This is a genomic window from Sorangium sp. So ce204, from assembly GCF_051526795.1.
Lineage (GTDB): Bacteria > Myxococcota_A > Polyangia > Polyangiales > Polyangiaceae > Sorangium > Sorangium cellulosum_B.
Window position 1 is genome coordinate 7793543 of the sequence record NZ_CP150317.1, and the last position, 16450, is coordinate 7809992.

General features: G+C 72.6%; 11 protein-coding genes. 7 read left to right on the forward strand and 4 right to left on the reverse strand.

The annotated features are described in order from the left end of the window. The first annotated feature begins 221 nt into the window (after positions 1 to 221). The 5 genes from WMF22_RS28980 (at position 222) to WMF22_RS29000 (ending at position 6155) form a co-directional block, all read left to right on the forward strand. Positions 222 to 1451, forward strand: a complete 1230-nt coding sequence (locus tag WMF22_RS28980; protein WP_437293252.1) for a PAS domain-containing protein — start codon at positions 222 to 224, stop codon at positions 1449 to 1451. A gap of 119 nt (positions 1452 to 1570) precedes the next feature. Next, a complete protein-coding gene (locus WMF22_RS28985) occupies positions 1571 to 2668 on the forward strand; it encodes a fibrinogen-like YCDxxxxGGGW domain-containing protein (protein WP_438031873.1) in 1098 nt (365 codons plus the stop codon). Between the two features lie 95 nt (positions 2669 to 2763). Next, positions 2764 to 3285, forward strand: a complete 522-nt coding sequence (locus WMF22_RS28990; RefSeq protein WP_437293254.1) for a hypothetical protein — start codon at positions 2764 to 2766, stop codon at positions 3283 to 3285. A gap of 26 nt (positions 3286 to 3311) precedes the next feature. Next, the gene (locus WMF22_RS28995; RefSeq protein WP_437293255.1) at positions 3312 to 3950 is read left to right on the forward strand and encodes a hypothetical protein; all 639 of its coding nucleotides are present in this window, start codon (positions 3312 to 3314) and stop codon (positions 3948 to 3950) included. A gap of 93 nt (positions 3951 to 4043) precedes the next feature. Next, the gene (locus WMF22_RS29000; protein ID WP_438031874.1) at positions 4044 to 6155 is read left to right on the forward strand and encodes a protein kinase domain-containing protein; all 2112 of its coding nucleotides are present in this window, start codon (positions 4044 to 4046) and stop codon (positions 6153 to 6155) included. A gap of 98 nt (positions 6156 to 6253) precedes the next feature. On the opposite strand, the gene WMF22_RS29005 is transcribed toward WMF22_RS29000, so the two are convergent. After that, positions 6254 to 6856 (reverse strand): DUF4276 family protein, encoded by a 603-nt coding sequence (locus WMF22_RS29005; RefSeq protein ID WP_438031875.1) that lies wholly within the window; start codon positions 6854 to 6856, stop codon positions 6254 to 6256. 3 nt (positions 6857 to 6859) lie between these two features. After that, complete coding sequence (locus WMF22_RS29010) at positions 6860 to 8002, reverse strand: AAA family ATPase (protein ID WP_438031876.1); 1143 nt, start codon at positions 8000 to 8002, stop codon at positions 6860 to 6862. Between the two features lie 361 nt (positions 8003 to 8363). On the opposite strand from WMF22_RS29010, the gene WMF22_RS29015 reads away from it, so the two are divergent. Continuing rightward, positions 8364 to 9188 (forward strand): hypothetical protein, encoded by an 825-nt coding sequence (locus WMF22_RS29015; RefSeq protein WP_438031877.1) that lies wholly within the window; start codon positions 8364 to 8366, stop codon positions 9186 to 9188. A gap of 411 nt (positions 9189 to 9599) precedes the next feature. On the opposite strand, the gene WMF22_RS29020 is transcribed toward WMF22_RS29015, so the two are convergent. Both WMF22_RS29020 and WMF22_RS29025 read right to left on the reverse strand, forming a co-directional pair. After that, positions 9600 to 10523, reverse strand: coding sequence for a hypothetical protein (locus tag WMF22_RS29020; RefSeq protein ID WP_438031878.1), 924 nt, complete (start codon positions 10521 to 10523; stop codon positions 9600 to 9602). Between the two features lie 202 nt (positions 10524 to 10725). Beyond that, positions 10726 to 14625, reverse strand: coding sequence for a protein kinase domain-containing protein (locus tag WMF22_RS29025; RefSeq protein WP_438031879.1), 3900 nt, complete (start codon positions 14623 to 14625; stop codon positions 10726 to 10728). Between the two features lie 205 nt (positions 14626 to 14830). Here WMF22_RS29025 and WMF22_RS29030 point away from each other — a divergent pair, with 205 nt between their 5' ends. Beyond that, entirely contained in the window at positions 14831 to 16390 is a 1560-nt protein-coding gene (locus WMF22_RS29030) for a serine/threonine-protein kinase (RefSeq protein WP_438031880.1), read from the forward strand. The last annotated feature ends 60 nt before the right edge of the window (positions 16391 to 16450 follow it).

The window sequence follows — 16450 nt, forward strand, 5'->3', positions numbered from 1 at the left end:
CGCGCGCGTGTTCGCCAGCCCAGGGCGTCCCTTCTGGCTCAGCCGGCCCTGCACGCCCGCTAACGAGCCTCCAGATACCCTTGACACAATTGCCGTTCTCGTGGACAAGCAGGCTTCGACGCGCGGTGGGGTCGACGTCGCGCCGCCTGGGGATTGCGCGTGCGCGCACTGGCCAGGCGGCGCGCGAGGCGCTCGCCGGCGTTCGGACAGGAGAATCGCTGATGGCGGGCGGCCTCGACGACGGGCGCGCGTCTGCCCGCGCGGGGGACGACATGGGCTTGAGCTATGAACGACTTTTCCAGGTCTCGTCAGGACTCCTCGCCACCGCGGACGCGCGTGGCTACTTCCATGATCTGAGCTCTGCCTGGGAGCAGACCCTCGGCTGGTCCCTCGACGAGCTCAGGGCCAGGCCCTACATCGAGCTCGTCCACCCCGACGACCGCGAGGCCACGCTCGCCGAGGCCACCGCGCTCTTCCAGGGTCGCGCGAACGGCCGGTTCGACAACCGTTATGTGTGCAAGGACGGCTCGTACCGCTGGCTCGGCTGGACCGCCCGGGTGGACATGGCCGAAGCGCCCTCCGAGCGCCTCATGGTCGCCACGGCGCTCGACCTGACGAGCGACCGGGAGCGGACGGAGCAGCTCACGCAGGCGATGGATCTGACCACGGTCTACGAGAAGCTGTTCCGGGTCTCCGTGGGCCTGCTCGTGACCCTGGACGCAGAGGGGTACTTCCGCCACGCCAACCCGGCCTGGGAGCGCACCCTCGGCTGGTCCCCCTCGGAGATGATCGCGAAGCCGTTCATCGAGTTCGTCCACCCCGACGACCGCGAGGCCACGCTCGCCGAGGCCGCCGCGCTCTTCCAGGGCCACACGACCATCAAGTTCGACAACCGGTACGCGTGCAAGGACGGCTCCTACAGGTGGCTCGCGTGGACCGCTCACCTGGACGCGGCCGAGGAGCCGTCGCGCCGCCTCGTCTATGGCACCGCCCACGACGTCACGCCGTACAGGGAGCTGCTCGACAGGCTCGAGCGGACGCTCGCGCGGCTCCGCGACACGATGCAGGCGATGTCGACGCCGCTCATCCCGATCACCGATCGCATCATGGTCATGCCCCTCGTGGGCCAGATGGACTCGGAGCGGATCGATCAGGTGATGTCGGCCGCGCTCGCTGGAGTCCAGTCCACCCAGGCTCAGGCGGTCATCCTCGACGTGACAGGGCTCAAGGAGATCGACACGCGGGTCGCCGCCGGCCTCGTCGACACGGCGAAGGCGCTCCAGCTGCTCGGCGCACGGACGATCCTGACCGGCATCCGGCCGGCGGTGGCGCAGACGCTCGTCGGGCTCTCGCTCGACCTGGCGGGCCTCCTGACCAAGAGCACGCTCCAGAGCGCCATCGCCTTTGCGCTGCAAAGCGACCAGGGCGCGCCACGGGCCCTCGCCCAATAAAGCGTCGGAAACGTGCCGACGCGCAGCGGCGGAGCAGCCGGCCGCGCGGGGCGGATGCGCGCGCCGGGGGGGCTGGTGTATAAGGCCGCGTGGCGTGTGTTCGTGTCCCCGGAGGTCGCATGTCGCTCGGCCAAGGTTCGGTCGCGGGAGCCTGCTGCGCGGCCATCGTGCTGCTCACCGCCGTGTCGGCCTGCTCGACCAGGGTGCGGAGGTTCGGAGACGGCGACGCCGGAGGCGGCGGGAGCGCCTCGGCGTCGAGCGCCGGCGGCGGCTCGGCCGGGAGCGCCGGCGAGGGCGGCTCTGCCTCGAGCGCGGGCGGCGGCTCTGCGTCGAGCGGCGGGGGCGGGTGCGAGCCCGGTCGCCAGGAGGCCTGTTACGGTGGTCCGCCGGCCACGTTGAACCGCGGAGCCTGCCGCGCCGGCGTGAAGATCTGCGACGAGGAAGGGAACGGGTTCGGCCCGTGCGCCGGAGAGGTGCTGCCCGCCGCCGAGCGCTGCGACACCGCCGAGGACGAGGACTGCGACGGCGCGGTCAACGCGGGGTGCGCCTACGCCCGGTGCGCCGACGTCCCCCGCGGCCTGCCGAGCGGCGTGTACTCCCTCGATCTGGACGGGGCCGGGGGAGATCCGGAGTTCCCCGTGGTGTGCGATCTGGAGACGGACGGCGGAGGGTGGGCGCTCGTCTACAACAGCGTCGGTTCGGCGGAGGGAACGACGCTGTCGTTCTGGGAAATCCCGTACGCCCAGCGGCTCGGGACCAAGGGCGAGCCGGCGCTCGAGCGGAACTTCTACAAGGGCTCCCTCTACCTCGTCGGCCGGGAGTACCGCGACGAGATCGCGGATATCGAGGGCACCGTCGCGGAGGTCATGCGGGCGACCGCCGAGGGCATCGACACGACGACCATGAAGCTCCTCCGCCCCCTGCACGTCTCCGGGGACGCCGACGTCTTCTTCTCCCATTTCCTCTCGGGGTGGTCGTCGGCCGATCACGACGGCGACACTGCCCCGGACAATAACTGCGCCATCGCAGCCCTGAACGTCACGCAGCACTACGCGCAGTGCTGGGAATACAACCTCGGCGCGGACGGGGACGTACCGTTCGACGACGGCGGCTGGGGTCCCCACCTCGGCACGCACATCGCGGATCAGGCCAGGCTCGCGAACGACAATACGCGGTATACCCGGGTGCGGCGAATCTCTCGCTGGACACGGTGGTGAGCCGGGCCCTCAGGCGTACCTCCGCGCGTACCCACGCGCGTACCTTCGCGGATTTCGTGACAATTTCCGGGAGGGTCGGGTATGCTGCCCCGGCCATGCGCTTCTATGCACTGACTTTTTTGACGCTCTTCGCGAGCCTCTGCCTGGCGAGCTGCTGGAACAACGGCGGCTGCGTCGAGGGCGACGCGTGCGAGTGCTCCCAGGGTGACGAGTGTTACCTGGGCTGCGACGGTGACGATTGCGACCAGCGCTGCTTCCAGATGAACCGCTGCGGCGCCGTCTGCGAGCACGGGTGCTCGTTCGAGTGCTTCGATGTCGACGAGTGCTCGGCTTCCTGCGGAGACGACTGCGATCTGCGGTGCCATAACACCACGGCGTGCGGGGCCATCTGCGACCGCGGCTGCCGGTACGAGTGCCACGACACGAGCCGGTGCGGCGTCAGCGTCGGCTCGGGCAGCGTCGTGACCTGCCGGAACGTGGCGACGTGCGAGGTCGAGTGCCGGGGCTCATGCGAGGTGTTCTGCGACAACGTGGGCGGCGAGTGCCGCGTCACCTGCCCCGGCGGCGAGGCTGCGGTCGTGTGCCCGAACGGCTCGCGCTCGTGCGGCGGATGCTGAGGAGACCGAGACCGATGCAGAGAGCGATGACATCGCAGCTTCGCGCGCCGCGCCTCATGGCCGCCGCGCTCTCGTTCGCGGCGCTGACGATCGGGTGGACCGAGGTCGGCGAGGCGCAGATGACGATCAAGCGCCCCGGCGATCGCCCCGACTACAAGGTCGAGCTGGAGCCGCACCTCCTCCTCACGCCGTTCGAGCCGCTCAGCGGCCCCGGCGCCGGGAACGGCCTCGGCGCCGGGATGCGCGCCACCATCGACATCGCGCCCGACGGCTTCATCAAGCGCATCAACGACTCGGTCGGGATAGGCTTTGGCCTTGACGGCGTCCACTACGGAGGGGACGCGGACTACCGCGGCGAGTGCACCCGCTTCGAGAACGGGCCCGCGGGCACGCGCATCTGCACCGAGGTCGACCGGTACGGGGCGCCCTCGAACTACGTGTTCGGCTCGGTCGTGATGCAGTGGAACTTCTGGCTCCACCGGAAGTGGTCGGTCTTCGGCGAGCCGGGGCTGTCGCTGTACCTCGGCGACGTGGGCCGCAACGGGGTCTTCGGGGTCGCACCGGCCCTGTTCGTCGGCGGGCGCTTCCACTTCACGGAGAAGGTGACGCTCACGATGCGGCTCGGATACCCCGCGTTCTCGCTGGGCGTCTCGTTCCTCCTGTGAATTTCGCGCGCTCGCGGACGCCCGCGTCGCGCGCCCCCGCGCCCCTCCTCACCGCTTCCCCGCGACGCCGGCCGACCTGATATCCTGCGCCGCATGCCGGAGACGCCGCGATCCGAAGAGACGCTCGGCTCGGCCTTCGTCGAGGAGGACCTCACGGTACCGAGGCTCGGCGCGCCGGCCGCGCAGCCCATGGAGGAGCTCTCGAGCTCGGCGCTCACCGAGGACATCGAGGCGATCGAGGCGGCCGCGGCCCGGGGCGCGGGCGCGGGCGGCGACCCGCTGATCGGGAGCCTGATCTCGGGGCGCTACCGCGTCGACGAGCTCATCGGGGAGGGCGGGATGGGCGCCGTCTACCGCGGCGAGCAGGTGCACCTCCGCAAGCAGGTCGCGATCAAGCTGCTCCGGCCCCTGGCCCGGCGGATGCCGGAGCTCGTGGTGCGGTTCGAGCGCGAGGCCGTCGCGGGCGCGCACATCCGGCACCCGAACGTCGTCGCGGCCATCGACTTCGGTCAGCTGGACGACGCGTCGTTCTTCCTGATCCTCGAGTACGTCGAGGGGACGCCTCTCAAGGAGGCGATCGCGGGGGGACGGCTCCCGCCCGCGCGGGCGCTCCGCATCGCGCGTCAGATCGCGTCGGCGCTCGCGGCGGCGCACGAGAAGGGCATCGTCCACCGCGACGTGAAGCCCCAGAACGTGCTGCTCGACGCGCACGATCAGGTCCGGCTCATCGATTTCGGGCTCGCGAAGGTGAACGTCGATCTCCTGTCCAGCCAGAGCCGCAAGACGGCGACGCCGAGCCCCGCCCTGACCAGCGCCGGCGAGGTCTTCGGCACGCTCGCGTACCTCGCGCCGGAGGCGCTGCGCGGGATGGACGCGGTGGACGCGCGCGCGGATCTGTACGCGCTCGGGCTCGTGCTCTACGAGATGCTCACCGGACAGCACCCCTTCGACACGAAGAACGTGGTCGAGCGGCTCAAGCAGCAGGGGCCGGGAGGGCCGCCGGCCCTCCGCGTGCGCGCTCCGGATCTGGAGGTGCCGTACGAGGTCCAGCAGGCCGTGATGCGGCTCATGGAACACGATCCGTCGTTCCGCTTCCAGACGGCGGCCGACGCCATCGCGGCGCTCGATGAGGGGCTCGCGGCGATCGCTCGTTCGGCGGCGCCGCCGGCGCCGGCAGGGGGCGGGATCGCCGCGGCTGGGCAGCCCCCGTCGGGCGGGAACAGCGCGGCGAGCGGGGCCGCCGTGGCGGGAGCAGGTGCGAGCATCGCGGCGGGCGCGAGCATCGCGGCGGGCCAGGCGGCGGGCGCGAGCATCGCGGCGGGCCAGGCGGCGGGCGGAGCCAGCGCGGCGGGCGGGGCCGCCGCGCAGGCCGCGAAGGCGGCGCCCAGGGAGCAGGCGCCGTCGGCCTGGCCGGGGCCCCGGGCGACCTTGCTCGCGCGCGCGCACCGCGGGCCCACGGCCTCGGCGCGCTGGGTGCCCCTCGCGGCGGCGCTCTCGGCCCTGGCGGCGCTCGCGCTCGGCGTCGCGCTCTGGCGCGTCGTCCGGCGGCCCGCGGCGACCACGGAGGCGTCGGCCGCCGCCTCCGTCGAGCCCCCGCCGGCGCCGGCGGCGCCGCCCCCTCCCGCGTCCGCGAGCGCGGCGCCCGAGGACGACGCCCGCGGCGCCCCGAGCCCGCGCGCGCAGCTCAGCCGGGCGGTGGCGACCAGGAACTGGGTGCTCGGGGCGCGGTCGCTGCTGGCCCTCGCCGAGGCCGATCCGGAGCTCGCCCTGAGCAGGGGCCTGCGCGAAGAGGTGCTCTCCACCGTGGCGGGCATCGGGTTCGAGGAAGACAACCCGTTGGCGGACGAGGTCTTCGACCTGCTCACGAAACGGCTCGGCAGCGGCGGGCTGGACGTGCTGCTCGACCTCGTGCGCGCGCGCGGAGGCACCAAGGCGGCCCGGCGCGCCAGCGAGATCCTCGCCCGGCCCGAGGTGATGGCGCGCGCGACCCCCGCGCTCCGCGTCCTCTTCGCGTTCCGCAAGGCCAGCTGCGGCGGCAAGCGGGCGCTCTTCGGCCGCGCCGCGACCGAGGGGGACGAGCGCATGCTCTTCGAGCTCCAGGTGCTGCACGGCGCGCGGTGCAGGCGGAACGATCCGTGCTGCTTCCGCGACGACAAGGCGATCGCCGACGCGATTCAGCAGCTGAAGACGCGCCTCGGGACGTGACCGGCGCGCGGCGCCCCACCGCCGGCGACCCGGCACACCGATGTCCCCGAGGGCCCGAGCAGCTCGCCGCAGCTCTCGCCGCGCCGCGGGCCCCCTCGTCATGCCGGCTTCGGGCCGTTGCGGACCGCTGACTCGAAGCGAGCAAAGCTCGGGCTGCGCCGCAGCTCTTGCACCGAGAGCCGCTGCGCGATCTCCTCGGAGACACGGGCCGTGTAGATCCCTCCCGGCCCCTCCTTGAGCAGGTGGATCAGGTGTCTCTTGGGGTTCACGATCTCGTCAGGCTGGCTGGTGTCGAGTTTCCCGAGGTCCCGCCCGAGGTAATCACGGAGCGATGCCGCACAGGCAAAGAACCAGGCTTCGAGGTGCCACTTCGCCGCGACGGCGAGGACGGGGACCGAAACGCGATGCCGCACCGCCGTCAGCTCCAAGTCCTCCTCGAACCGAGCGACGACATCCTGCGGATCCTTCGCGTCGGCGTCGAGCAGGATGACGAACTTGTCAGGTCGATCGGCCGGCGGCTTCTCGTACCACGCGCTAAGGAGGAGCCTGCATGCATTCTCGCCGGTGATGGCCCGGTTGCGCGATGGCGTTCGGATAGGTTCGTCGACGAGAACGCCCTCCTCGCCGAGGTGCCGCAGGAGATGTGGCAAAGCGAGCCGCTCGGTCTCTCCTGAAGCGATGACGACGACCCGCTTGGCCATGGATCAGGCCCCGAACCCCTTGGTCTCGTAAAATTCACCCAGTCCGAAACCGGACGCATCCAGCGCTTCGTCTACCGCCTCTGGGTGCTGCTCGCGCTCGATCGTGGTGCCGTCCGGCGTACGCCGGACGACGGCGACCTCCTCGGGCCTGGGCAAGCAGTCGAGCAACAACGGAGAGTGGGTGGTGACCAGGATCTGCACGCGCTCGCTCGCGTCGCGGAGGTACGCGGCGAAGGCCCTGAGCGCCGAGGGATGTACATGGTTCTCCGGCTCCTCGACCCCCACGAGACTCGCGTCCGCCTCGCCGAAGAGCGCGGTCATCATCGCGAGGATACGGAGCGTGCCGCTCGACGCGCCTACCTGGTGCACGTTGTAGGAAAGACCGGGCTCGCGCTGGACGAAGTAGACGCGCCCGTCGATGTCCGACACCCGGAGGTCTAGCTGCTCCGGCACGCCGAGCACCCGGCGCGTAGCCATGACGATCCGATTCAATGCTTCGCCGCCGTCCGGCCCCTTCTGCAGCGCATAGAGCCGCGCTGCAAGGTTGCGCCCGAACGTGTCGAGCCGGTCGGCGTCCGATACGTTCGAGGCGCGCCGCAGAAGCGGCGGGCTCGGATCGAAGAACCCCCACCGCTGCACGAAAGCGCCGATGCGCCTCGCCGGAAACGACTCGTCCGCGCTGGCGACGGCGAGGGCGCAGGTGGTGGGAGCGAGCGCCAGGCTGACTTTGTTGCTCTTAGCCTGGCTCGAATACCACCATGCCTTGCCGGCGTTGGCCTCGAGCAGGTGGCCTGGTGGGCCCTCATCATGGATCTGATAGAGGCGCTCCCACGTCGCGAAGCCGCCGCTCGCTCGCCGGAGGCCTACGGTCCACTCGTAGCGCTTCCCCTCATCCTCGTAGCGCGTCTCGAGGGAAACCTCACCGGCGCTTTCCCCTTTCCAGGCGAGGTGCAGGATACCGCCGCGGTCAGCGACGCTGTCGGCGAAGTCCTTGGACCTGATGCCCTCCGACAGGAAACGGAGCGCGTCGAGGACGTTGCTCTTGCCGCTCGCGTTGGTGCCGATGAGCACGTTCAGACCACCAAACGACGTGTCGACGTGCTTGAGGCTGCGGTAGCGGTCTGCTCGGAGGGTCGTCAGCTTCATGGATGGTTCGCCGGCGCGCGTTGCCGGCGTAGGTTATGCCCGTTTTCCCGCTCGGGCAAGGGACGCCGCGGCATCGCGCTCGGGGCCGGAACCGAGGCGACGAGGGCTGTACGCCGAGGCGGCGCGCTCGCCCATGCGCAGCGCCGAGGGCCGGGGTCGGGTCCGCAGGCGCGTGCCCGCACGCCTCGAGGCGGAGGAGGCCGGCAGATCCCGGATGGCGCGCGCCGTGCGGACAAGCGCAGCGGCCCGTTCTCTGTCGGGGTCGAGCGCGTGGCGACGTCCAGAAACGAAAAGCGCTTGAACGAGCCGCCGGCCTCCCCTGTAATCAGAGCTTCGGGGCTAGGGAGAAACAAGAGGACACATGGCCAGATACGGGTACAGCTTCGTCCCCGACCGGGGATTCAGCGCCTTCTCACGCGATCTGGACGGAGGCGCGTGGAAAGACGTCTCCATCAAGAAGTACGACACGCCTGATCGCATGCCGCCGCAGCTCGTGGAGGCGCCGCGGCCCGTCGCGTGGAAGCTCCGCGCCACGTGGTGCATCGCCGCGCTCGACGAGGCGCTCGGCATCGCGTCGGCCACCGAGCTCGCCGCGCTCGACGCCGAGTGGGACGCGGCGCAGCGCGCGCTGCACCACTTCGTCGCGTCGGCCGAAGAGGGCGAGGACGCGGCGGTCCGCGAGGCAGCATCCCGGATCCGCGCCGTCATGCTCAAGGGCAACGGCACCGAGCAGACGCGCCTCGGGTACGACCCCGAGGTCGACTTCGGGCGCTCGCAGGTGGCGGCGGCGAAAAGATCGATGGAGGCCGACCTCAAGAAGATCGGCGCCGGTGCGCACCTGAAGCGCATCGAGAAGGCCACCGAAGCGCTCGCCAGGGGCATCGGTCGAGGCGGCGGGGAGAAGCGGCCGGGGACGCGGGCGAAGCGGCTGCGCGCGGCCATCAGCGGGTGTGTGACGGCGTTCAACGCCATCCATGACGAGATCACGTGGCTCCTCGCCCACTCCGCGCCCGGCGGCAAGCAGCGGCAGCAGCTCGAAGCGCTCCATGCTCCCTTCCTCGCGCTGCTCGATCGCTACCCACCCCCCGCGCGCTCGGCCGCGACGGACGACGGCGAGGGCGAAGAGGAAGTCGTCACGGAGGAGCCGACGGACGACGAGGAGGGGCCGGCGAGCGCCTCCCCTTGAGCGCAGCCTCCGTCTGGAGGGATATCATCCCGGTGTAGTTCGCCGCACAGCGTCCGCTCTCCTGCCCGATCAGGACGCCTTCCGGCCGCCACCCGGCCCAGCTTGGCGCTCGCCGGCAGCTGCTGTTCCCAGCCCGGACGTGACCAGTCCGCTGCCGCTTCCAGCCCGGACGCGACCCGTCCGCTGCCGTTCCCGGCCCGGACACCACCCGTCCGCTGCCGCTTCCAGCCCGGACGCGACCCGTCCGCTGCCGTTCCCGGCCCGGACACCACCCGTCCGCTGTCGCTTCCAGCCCGGACGCGACCCGTCCGCTGCCGTTCCCGGCCCGGACGCGAGGTATCCCCCGCGGTCCCCAGCGGGGCCATCATGGGGATTTTCACGCCATCGCGCTCCGGCGTCGGTTAGGGTCGCTCAGAGCAGGCCGCAGCCGTTGTAGAGCGGCAGGAGATCGCTGTCGCGCACCTCGCTCTGGATCGTCTCGGAGTAGCTCGGGACGCTCGGCCCCAGCAGCGGCCCCAGGATCGCCCCGAGCAGCGGGAGCGGGTAGCACGTCTGGCCGCCAGCGGCGCTCTTCACGCAGGTCAGGTCGCAGAGCCCGAGGAAGGCGATACCGCACGTCGGCACGTGGCCGCAGAGCCGCTCCAGCGAGAGGAGGCTGAGATCGAGCGGGCAGCTCAGCGAGAGCGCCGAGAGCTGCCCGGTGAGATCGGGATCGATGCAGGCATACCCGGCGATGGTCCCGGAGAGGAACGCGTTCCCGTACATCGTGGCGTCGTTGACGACGAACTCCGTGTAGGGCTCCTCGTTCAAGGAGCCATCGAGGGCCGGGTGGCCGCCCTGCAGCAAGATATCCACATGTTCGCCGGTGCCGTTCAGGTGCTGGAAGATGCAGGCCGAGACCCAGCGCTGCTCCGAGGGGGTGAGCGCACGCTCGGTCCATTCCGGCGCGAACCCGAAGGCGCCGTAGAACTCACCCCCGTCCGGGCCGTAGACGACCTGCTCAGAGGACAGCGCGCAGCGCACGGTGTAGTCGAGCACGCTCTTTCCGCCGGAGGTGCCGAGCAGCGCCGTCGGGACCACGACGTCGTTGGCGCCGGCGAGCGCGCGCTGGCCGAGCGCGCGGAACGCCGTACGGTTCGCCGGCGCCCAGAAATCGCTGGGGAGCAGGCCGTTGCATCCGATGGGCACCGCAGTGCGCCGTATTGGCAGCTCCGCCGTCTCGACGGGGTCGGCGTCGGACGGGGCGTCGGGGCCGGTGTCCGACGAGGCGGCGCATCCCGCCGTGAACACACCGGCGCCAAGGAGACCAACCGCGATGAAACGGGTCGATGACATTCGGCTCTCCTCCGTGGTGGTCGCGCAGCCAGGCTCAGGGCCAGGTTCAGACATCGACCAGCAATATCGATCTTTCTTAAATTGGCAGTCTCCCATCTTCGATGAAGACGCGCAATGCTGAAAATCGGTATACGGCGGTTGTGTGAAAGTACGGACTCGCCTGAGCACGACGCGGAATAAACCCTATCGCGACAGGCTCCCATCAGTCCGGCACGGGTGGATGAGCGTCCGGCGCCCGTGTTCTCTCCGCCTCCGCCTCCGCCAACCCGCGCTCCAGCTCGACGAAGCGGGACAGCCACAGGGGGCTCTCCCCGCGGTGCTCCCGCGCGCTCGCGAGCGCCTCCCCCGCCTCACGCGCGTGTCCGCGACGGAGCGCCATGCGAGCGCGCCAGTAAAGGAACATCAGCGTCTGCTCGGCGATCGACTGGTCTCTCACCAGCCGGATCGCCTCGTCCCACGCGAGAGGCGACGCAGGCGCCGGCCGGAGCCCGATCTCCGAGAGCACGAGCTCGAGCAAGCCGTACTCCGTCAGGTCGCCCGGCTCGAGGGCGCAGGATCGCTGGATCCACTCGACGAGCTGGCTGGCCTGCTCGTACTCGTCGAGCGCGAGGTGGATCTGCGCGAGCAGCATCGCCGTCTGGGGCATCGGGCGCTCGGAGGCCTGCTCTTCCAGCCACCGGGCGCGCCGCAGGAGCGCGAGCGCCTCGCGCTGCCTGTCGCTCCAGTGGAGCAGCACGGCGACGTTGTACGACGCCATCTTCTCCAGCCACGGATTGCCGATCTCGCGCGCGAGATCGACGGCGCGGCGCAGGTCGCCGACCGCGCCCGGCAGCGACCACCGCCAGGCCCACAGCGCGATGCGGTTGATGTACGCCCCGCAGAGGTGAAACCGATCGCCGGCGGCCGTGACCAGGGCGATCAGGTCCTCGGAGGCGCGCTCGGCCTCGTCGCGGCGACCCGCGCTCGCGAGCTGGAACGACAGCATGATCAGGGCAGGGACGCGCGCGTCGTAGTCTCCCGACGCCGCGGCGCGATCGGCGCACGCGGAGAGCTCCGCGATGGCCTCCTCGGTCCTCCCCCGCCGCCACGCGGTGCGGGCCTCGGCGACCCGGAGGCGCAGCGCGAGCTCGGGAGAGCCCTGCGCGCGCGCGTGCGTGTCGACCAGCGGCCGCGCCTCCTCCACCCGGCGCGCCGAGGCCTCGAACTCGAAGGCCCAGTCGAGCACGGTCGCGTCCTCGAGCAGGAGGCCCGCCCTCGCCCGCGCGTCGCCGAGCGCCTCGGCCAGCGCGAGCGCGTCGCCGAAATCGCCGCGCGCCTCCCGGACGCGGCACATCCGGTACCGGCTCCTGCCGCGGCCCGCGAGCGCGCGCGCGCGCCGGGGCGCGTCGCCCGGCTCGGCGATCTGGAGCGCGGCGTCGTAGCGCCGGTCCGCCTCGACGGCGTCGTGCCGCGCGGACGCGAGATCGCCGAGCGCCAGGTAGGCGTCGGCCGCCTCGGCGCGCTCGCCGCACACGGCCGCGTGGCGCGCGAGCGCGCGGAGGCCGTCGGTCGAGCCGGCCGCCACCTGCGCCCGCCAGTACGCGAGGGCGCTCCGGTGGATCGCGGCGCGGTGCGCCGGGTCGAGCATCTCGTAGACCGCCTCCTGGAGGACCGCGTTCTGGAACGCGTGCCGCTCGTCCACGCCGCCGCCGCGGCCCTGGCCGTCGCGCAGCAGGATCCGCCGCTCGACCAGGGCCGCGAGCCCGAAGCCCGCGTCGACCATCGCTCCGGCGCCGCCCGCGCGCTCCAGGCCGTCCAGCACCGCCTCGAGCTCGGCGCGATCGAACGACATGCCGAGCGCCGAGCAGACCCGGGCGCACGTCGCGAGCTCCGGCGGCAGATCGTCGAGCCTCTGCGCCGCGAGCCATTGCCACGCCGGCGCGGGCGGCAGCGCCTCGATCTCCGCGGTCGCCACGTACGAGCCGCCGCCGGCGCGCCGGCGCACGACGCCCGCGCGCTTGAGCGACCGGACGATCTGCCGCAGGCAATCCGGGTTGCCCCCCGCCCAGTCGGCCAGCCGGCGGAGGATCTCCGCCGGCGGGTACTCGGCCGGCAAGAGCAGGCGCGAGGCGAGATCCATCGCCGCCTCCTCCGCGAGGGGCGCGAGCGTCACGCGGGTGTGGCGCTGGTTGCGCTGGCCCCAGCTGGGGCGGGCCTGCTCGAAGCGAGGGCGCGCGGTCACGACCACCCAGAGGGGCGTGCCCTCGCCGTCGAGCGTGGCGTACTCGAGCGCGTCGAGCAGCACGTCGTCCGCCTGGTCGGCGTCGTCGAGGATCACGGCGAGAGGGCCGCGGCGCGCCCCGCGGCGGAGCGCCTCGGCGAGCGCCAGCATCAGGCCGTTGCGGGCGTCCCCGGACAGGCGCCCCCCGCGGGGCCCGGCCCAGCCGAGCGCCGCGGCGACGGCCTCCCACGTCGCGCCGCCGAGCGTCTCGCCGAGCCGCTCCACGCAGAACTGCCGCGGGTCTCCGGGGCTCTCCCTCGGCGCGTCGAGCGCGACGCAGAGGAGCGCGCGCACGGCCTGCGCGGCGCCGCCGTGGATGGGGTGGAGCGCGCGCGCGGCCACCACGCGCACGTCCGGGACCGGCACGCCGGCGATGCTGGCCGCCTCGGCCGCGAGGCGCGTCTTGCCCAGACCGGCGTCGCCGATGAGCGTGAACAGGCCGGGGCACGTCCCGTCGAAGGCGTCGGTCGCGCTGGCCGCGAGCGCCGAGAGCACGTCGTCGCGGCCGAGCAGCGCCGGCTCGCGCAGGCTCTCCGGGTCGTCCGGCGGCGTGGGGGCGAGCTCGTCGTCGGGCAGCGCGCGCTCGAACTCCTCGGTCATCACGAGCCCGCCCCAGGGCTCGGCCGGCAACCACGCCTCGGGGCGCTCGACCGGCGCGCCGTAGGCGGCGTGCAGCCCGCCGGCGATCCTGCGCAGGCGCACGCTGGCGAGGTGCAGCGCCACGCGCACGCCACCGCTCAGCGCGAGATCGCGCGCCGCGGCCAGCGCCGCGCGGGCCGGGTCGTCGACGTCCCGCGCGGAGAACACGGCGAGGCAGCGCTGCCCCCGCTGCCGCGCGACGAACCCCCGGCGGCCGCCGATCGCCGCGATCACCGGCCCGGCGCCGCCCTCCGCGAAGAGCAGCGCGACCGGCTGCCGCCCCTCGGCGACGGCCGCCGCCGCGCCGTCGTCCTGCCGCTGCGATCGCGGCGCGGACGGAGGCGGGATCGAGTCGGCGCGAGGCCGCGCGCGCAGGGCGTGCAGGGTGAGCCGGAGCGCGGCGGCGCTGTCCGGGCGGCGGCTCGGGTCCTTGGCGAGGCAGGCGAGCGTCAGCGCCTCCAGCCCCTCGGGGACGTCCACGAAATCGCTCGGGCGCGGGGGGCGCAGCGCCAGGTGGCCGTGCTCGACGGCCGTCTCGCCGCCGACGAACGGCGGGCGCAGGGTGATCAGCTCGAACAGGATCACGCCGAACGCATAGATGTCCGCGCGCGCGTCGATCCGCGCGGCGTCGCCCCGCAGCTGCTCCGGAGCCATGTACTCCGGCGTCCCCACGATGTCGCCGGCGCGCGTCACGCCGGCGGACATCGGCGGCGGCTCGCCGCCCTCGGCGAGCCGCGCCAGACCGAAATCGAGCAGCACCGCGCGCCCGCTCGATCCGAGGAGGAAGAGGTTCTCCGGCTTGAGATCGCGATGGATGACGCCGCGCGCGTGCGCCGCCTCGATCACGGCGAGGATCGCGTCCGCGCGCCCGGCGGCGAGCTCCGGATCGAGCGGCGCGCGCAGCGCCGAAAGCTCCTCGGCGAGGGTCTGCCCGAAGAGCCTCTCCATCACGAGATAGGGCTGCCCCCCGGGGAGCTCGCCGCGAGCGACGAGCCGCGGGGCGTGCGGCGCGCCGACGCGCTCGAGCAGCGCGGCCTCCCGCCGGAACCGCTCGCGCAGGCTCCACGCCGCGTGCCTCCCTACCTTGATGGCGACCGGCGATCCATCGCAGTCCTGCTGAGCGGCCCAGACGTCGGAGAAGCCGCCGTGACCGAGCGGACCGAGCAGCGAGAAGCCCTCTATCACGGGCGCCGCGCGCGCCACGATGTCACGCTCACCGGGCGGGGGGATAAAGCCATCTCTGACGCACGGAGCGTCAGCGGCGAGCCGCCCGTGACATACGGAGCAACGGTGCATGATTCGGTTGCTTGCCGGCAGCCGGGGGTCGCATTCGATACCGGCTTACGCATACTGTAATGTGCGGGCTCAGCAGTTGTCATTGAGGAAGTAAGCGGCTGTCGCATATCCCATGAAGAACCCTGGCCAGAACGATGAGCCGTTCCCCGCCGCGCCGCCGGCCGGCGCCCCCGCGACGGGCGAGCCGCCGATCGTCACGTCGCGGACATGCAAACAACGCACGCCCGACACGCGCGATCGCGAGGGCGCGGGTCCTGGCGCCCCGCGCGCCGCGGCGCTGCGGGCAGGCGAGTACCTCCTCGACGGCGTCATCGCCGAGGGTGGGTTCGGCGTCGTCCACCGCGCGGTGCACGCGACGAGCGGGGCGCCGGCTGCGGTCAAGATCATGCACGCCGACCTGATCTCGCGCGCCGACGTGGTGCTCCGCTTCCAGCGCGAGGTGGACGCGATCGGGCGGATCCGGCACCCGAGCGTCGTGGAGATCCTCGACGTCGGGCGGCTCGACGACGGGCGGCCCTACTATGTGATGGAGCTCCTCCAGGGCAAGAGCCTCGAGCAGCACCTGTTCGCGCGCGGCCGGCTCTCGGCGGACGAGGCGCTCGCGATCCTCGATCCGCTCTGCAGCGCGCTCGCCGCGGTCCACGCGCTCGGGATCATCCACCGCGACGTGAAGCCCTCGAACGTGATCCTGTGCGAGCACGGCGGAGAGCTCAGGGTGGTGCTGCTCGACTTCGGGATCGCGAAGCTGCTCGGCGCGACGGATCTCTCGCTCACGTCGTCGCGGCACGTCGTGGGGACCCCGGCGTTCATGTCGCCCGAGCAGCTCCTCAACCGGCCTGTCGACATGCGGACCGACGTCTACGCGCTCGGCGCGCTGCTCTACACGATGATCGCGGGATCCACGCCGTTCCTGGCGACCACGTACCCGGTGCTGCGCCACCTGCACCTGCACCAGGCGCCGCCCCGCCCGAGCCTGCACGCGCCGGTCGACCCGGCGTTCGACGATATCGTCGTGCGGGCCATGAGCAAGGATCCCGCCGGCCGCCACCCGGACGTCGCCGCGTTCCTGGGCGACGTGCGGGCCGCGACGGCGCGGATCGCGCGGACCGGCGCCGTGGAGGCGGGGCACATCCGGCGCCTCGCCATCGGGCTGCTCGTCGAGGTCCTCGCCGAGAGCCGCGCGCTCGAGGCCCCCACCGACGCCTTCCTGGCCGAGCTCGAGGCCGTGGTCCCGGACGCCGTGGCCGCGCTCGCGCCCTCGGGGTTCTCGCCGCTCGCGATCACGAGCACCAGCGTGCTGCTCGCGGCGCCCTCCCGGCGCGGCGAGCGCGGCACGCCGGAGGAAGAGGCGCGCCACCGCGCGATCGCGGCCGCCGTCGCGCTGCACACGCGGCTCGCCGGGCCGGCCCAGCGCGATCCCAGGATCAGCGTCCGCTTCTGCCTCCACGCGGGCGACGTGGTGCTCACCGAGGACGGCGCCCCGGTGGGCGGGAACCTCCTCGAGCTCTCCTCGTGCCTGCCGGAGACGGCGGAGCCGGGCGTGTACGCGTCGCCGGCGATGCTCGATGGCGTCGCCTTCCTGTCCCACCGGGTCTCGGGGGCCGCCGGCGCCACGATCCCGATGCGCCGCGTGTTCGTGAGGCCGCCGGGCCGCGCCGCGGCCCCCGCCTAGAGCGGTTTCCGCCCACCTCCGCGAGATGCAGAGCAGAGCGGCGGTCTCCCGCACAGGAGA

What these genes read in the sequence shown, in the direction of transcription:
- WMF22_RS29005 (WP_438031875.1), bottom strand. Translation starts at nt 6,856, where the DNA reads ATGGCCAAGCGGGTCGTCGTCATCGCTTCAGGAGAGACCGAGCGGCTC.
- WMF22_RS28995 (WP_437293255.1), top strand. Translation starts at nt 3,312, where the DNA reads ATGACATCGCAGCTTCGCGCGCCGCGCCTCATGGCCGCCGCGCTCTCG.
- WMF22_RS29020 (WP_438031878.1), bottom strand. Translation starts at nt 10,523, where the DNA reads ATGTCATCGACCCGTTTCATCGCGGTTGGTCTCCTTGGCGCCGGTGTG.
- WMF22_RS28985 (WP_438031873.1), top strand. Translation starts at nt 1,571, where the DNA reads ATGTCGCTCGGCCAAGGTTCGGTCGCGGGAGCCTGCTGCGCGGCCATC.
- WMF22_RS29000 (WP_438031874.1), top strand. Translation starts at nt 4,044, where the DNA reads ATGCCGGAGACGCCGCGATCCGAAGAGACGCTCGGCTCGGCCTTCGTC.
- WMF22_RS29015 (WP_438031877.1), top strand. Translation starts at nt 8,364, where the DNA reads ATGGCCAGATACGGGTACAGCTTCGTCCCCGACCGGGGATTCAGCGCC.
- WMF22_RS28990 (WP_437293254.1), top strand. Translation starts at nt 2,764, where the DNA reads ATGCGCTTCTATGCACTGACTTTTTTGACGCTCTTCGCGAGCCTCTGC.
- WMF22_RS29030 (WP_438031880.1), top strand. Translation starts at nt 14,831, where the DNA reads ATGAAGAACCCTGGCCAGAACGATGAGCCGTTCCCCGCCGCGCCGCCG.
- WMF22_RS28980 (WP_437293252.1), top strand. Translation starts at nt 222, where the DNA reads ATGGCGGGCGGCCTCGACGACGGGCGCGCGTCTGCCCGCGCGGGGGAC.
- WMF22_RS29010 (WP_438031876.1), bottom strand. Translation starts at nt 8,002, where the DNA reads ATGAAGCTGACGACCCTCCGAGCAGACCGCTACCGCAGCCTCAAGCAC.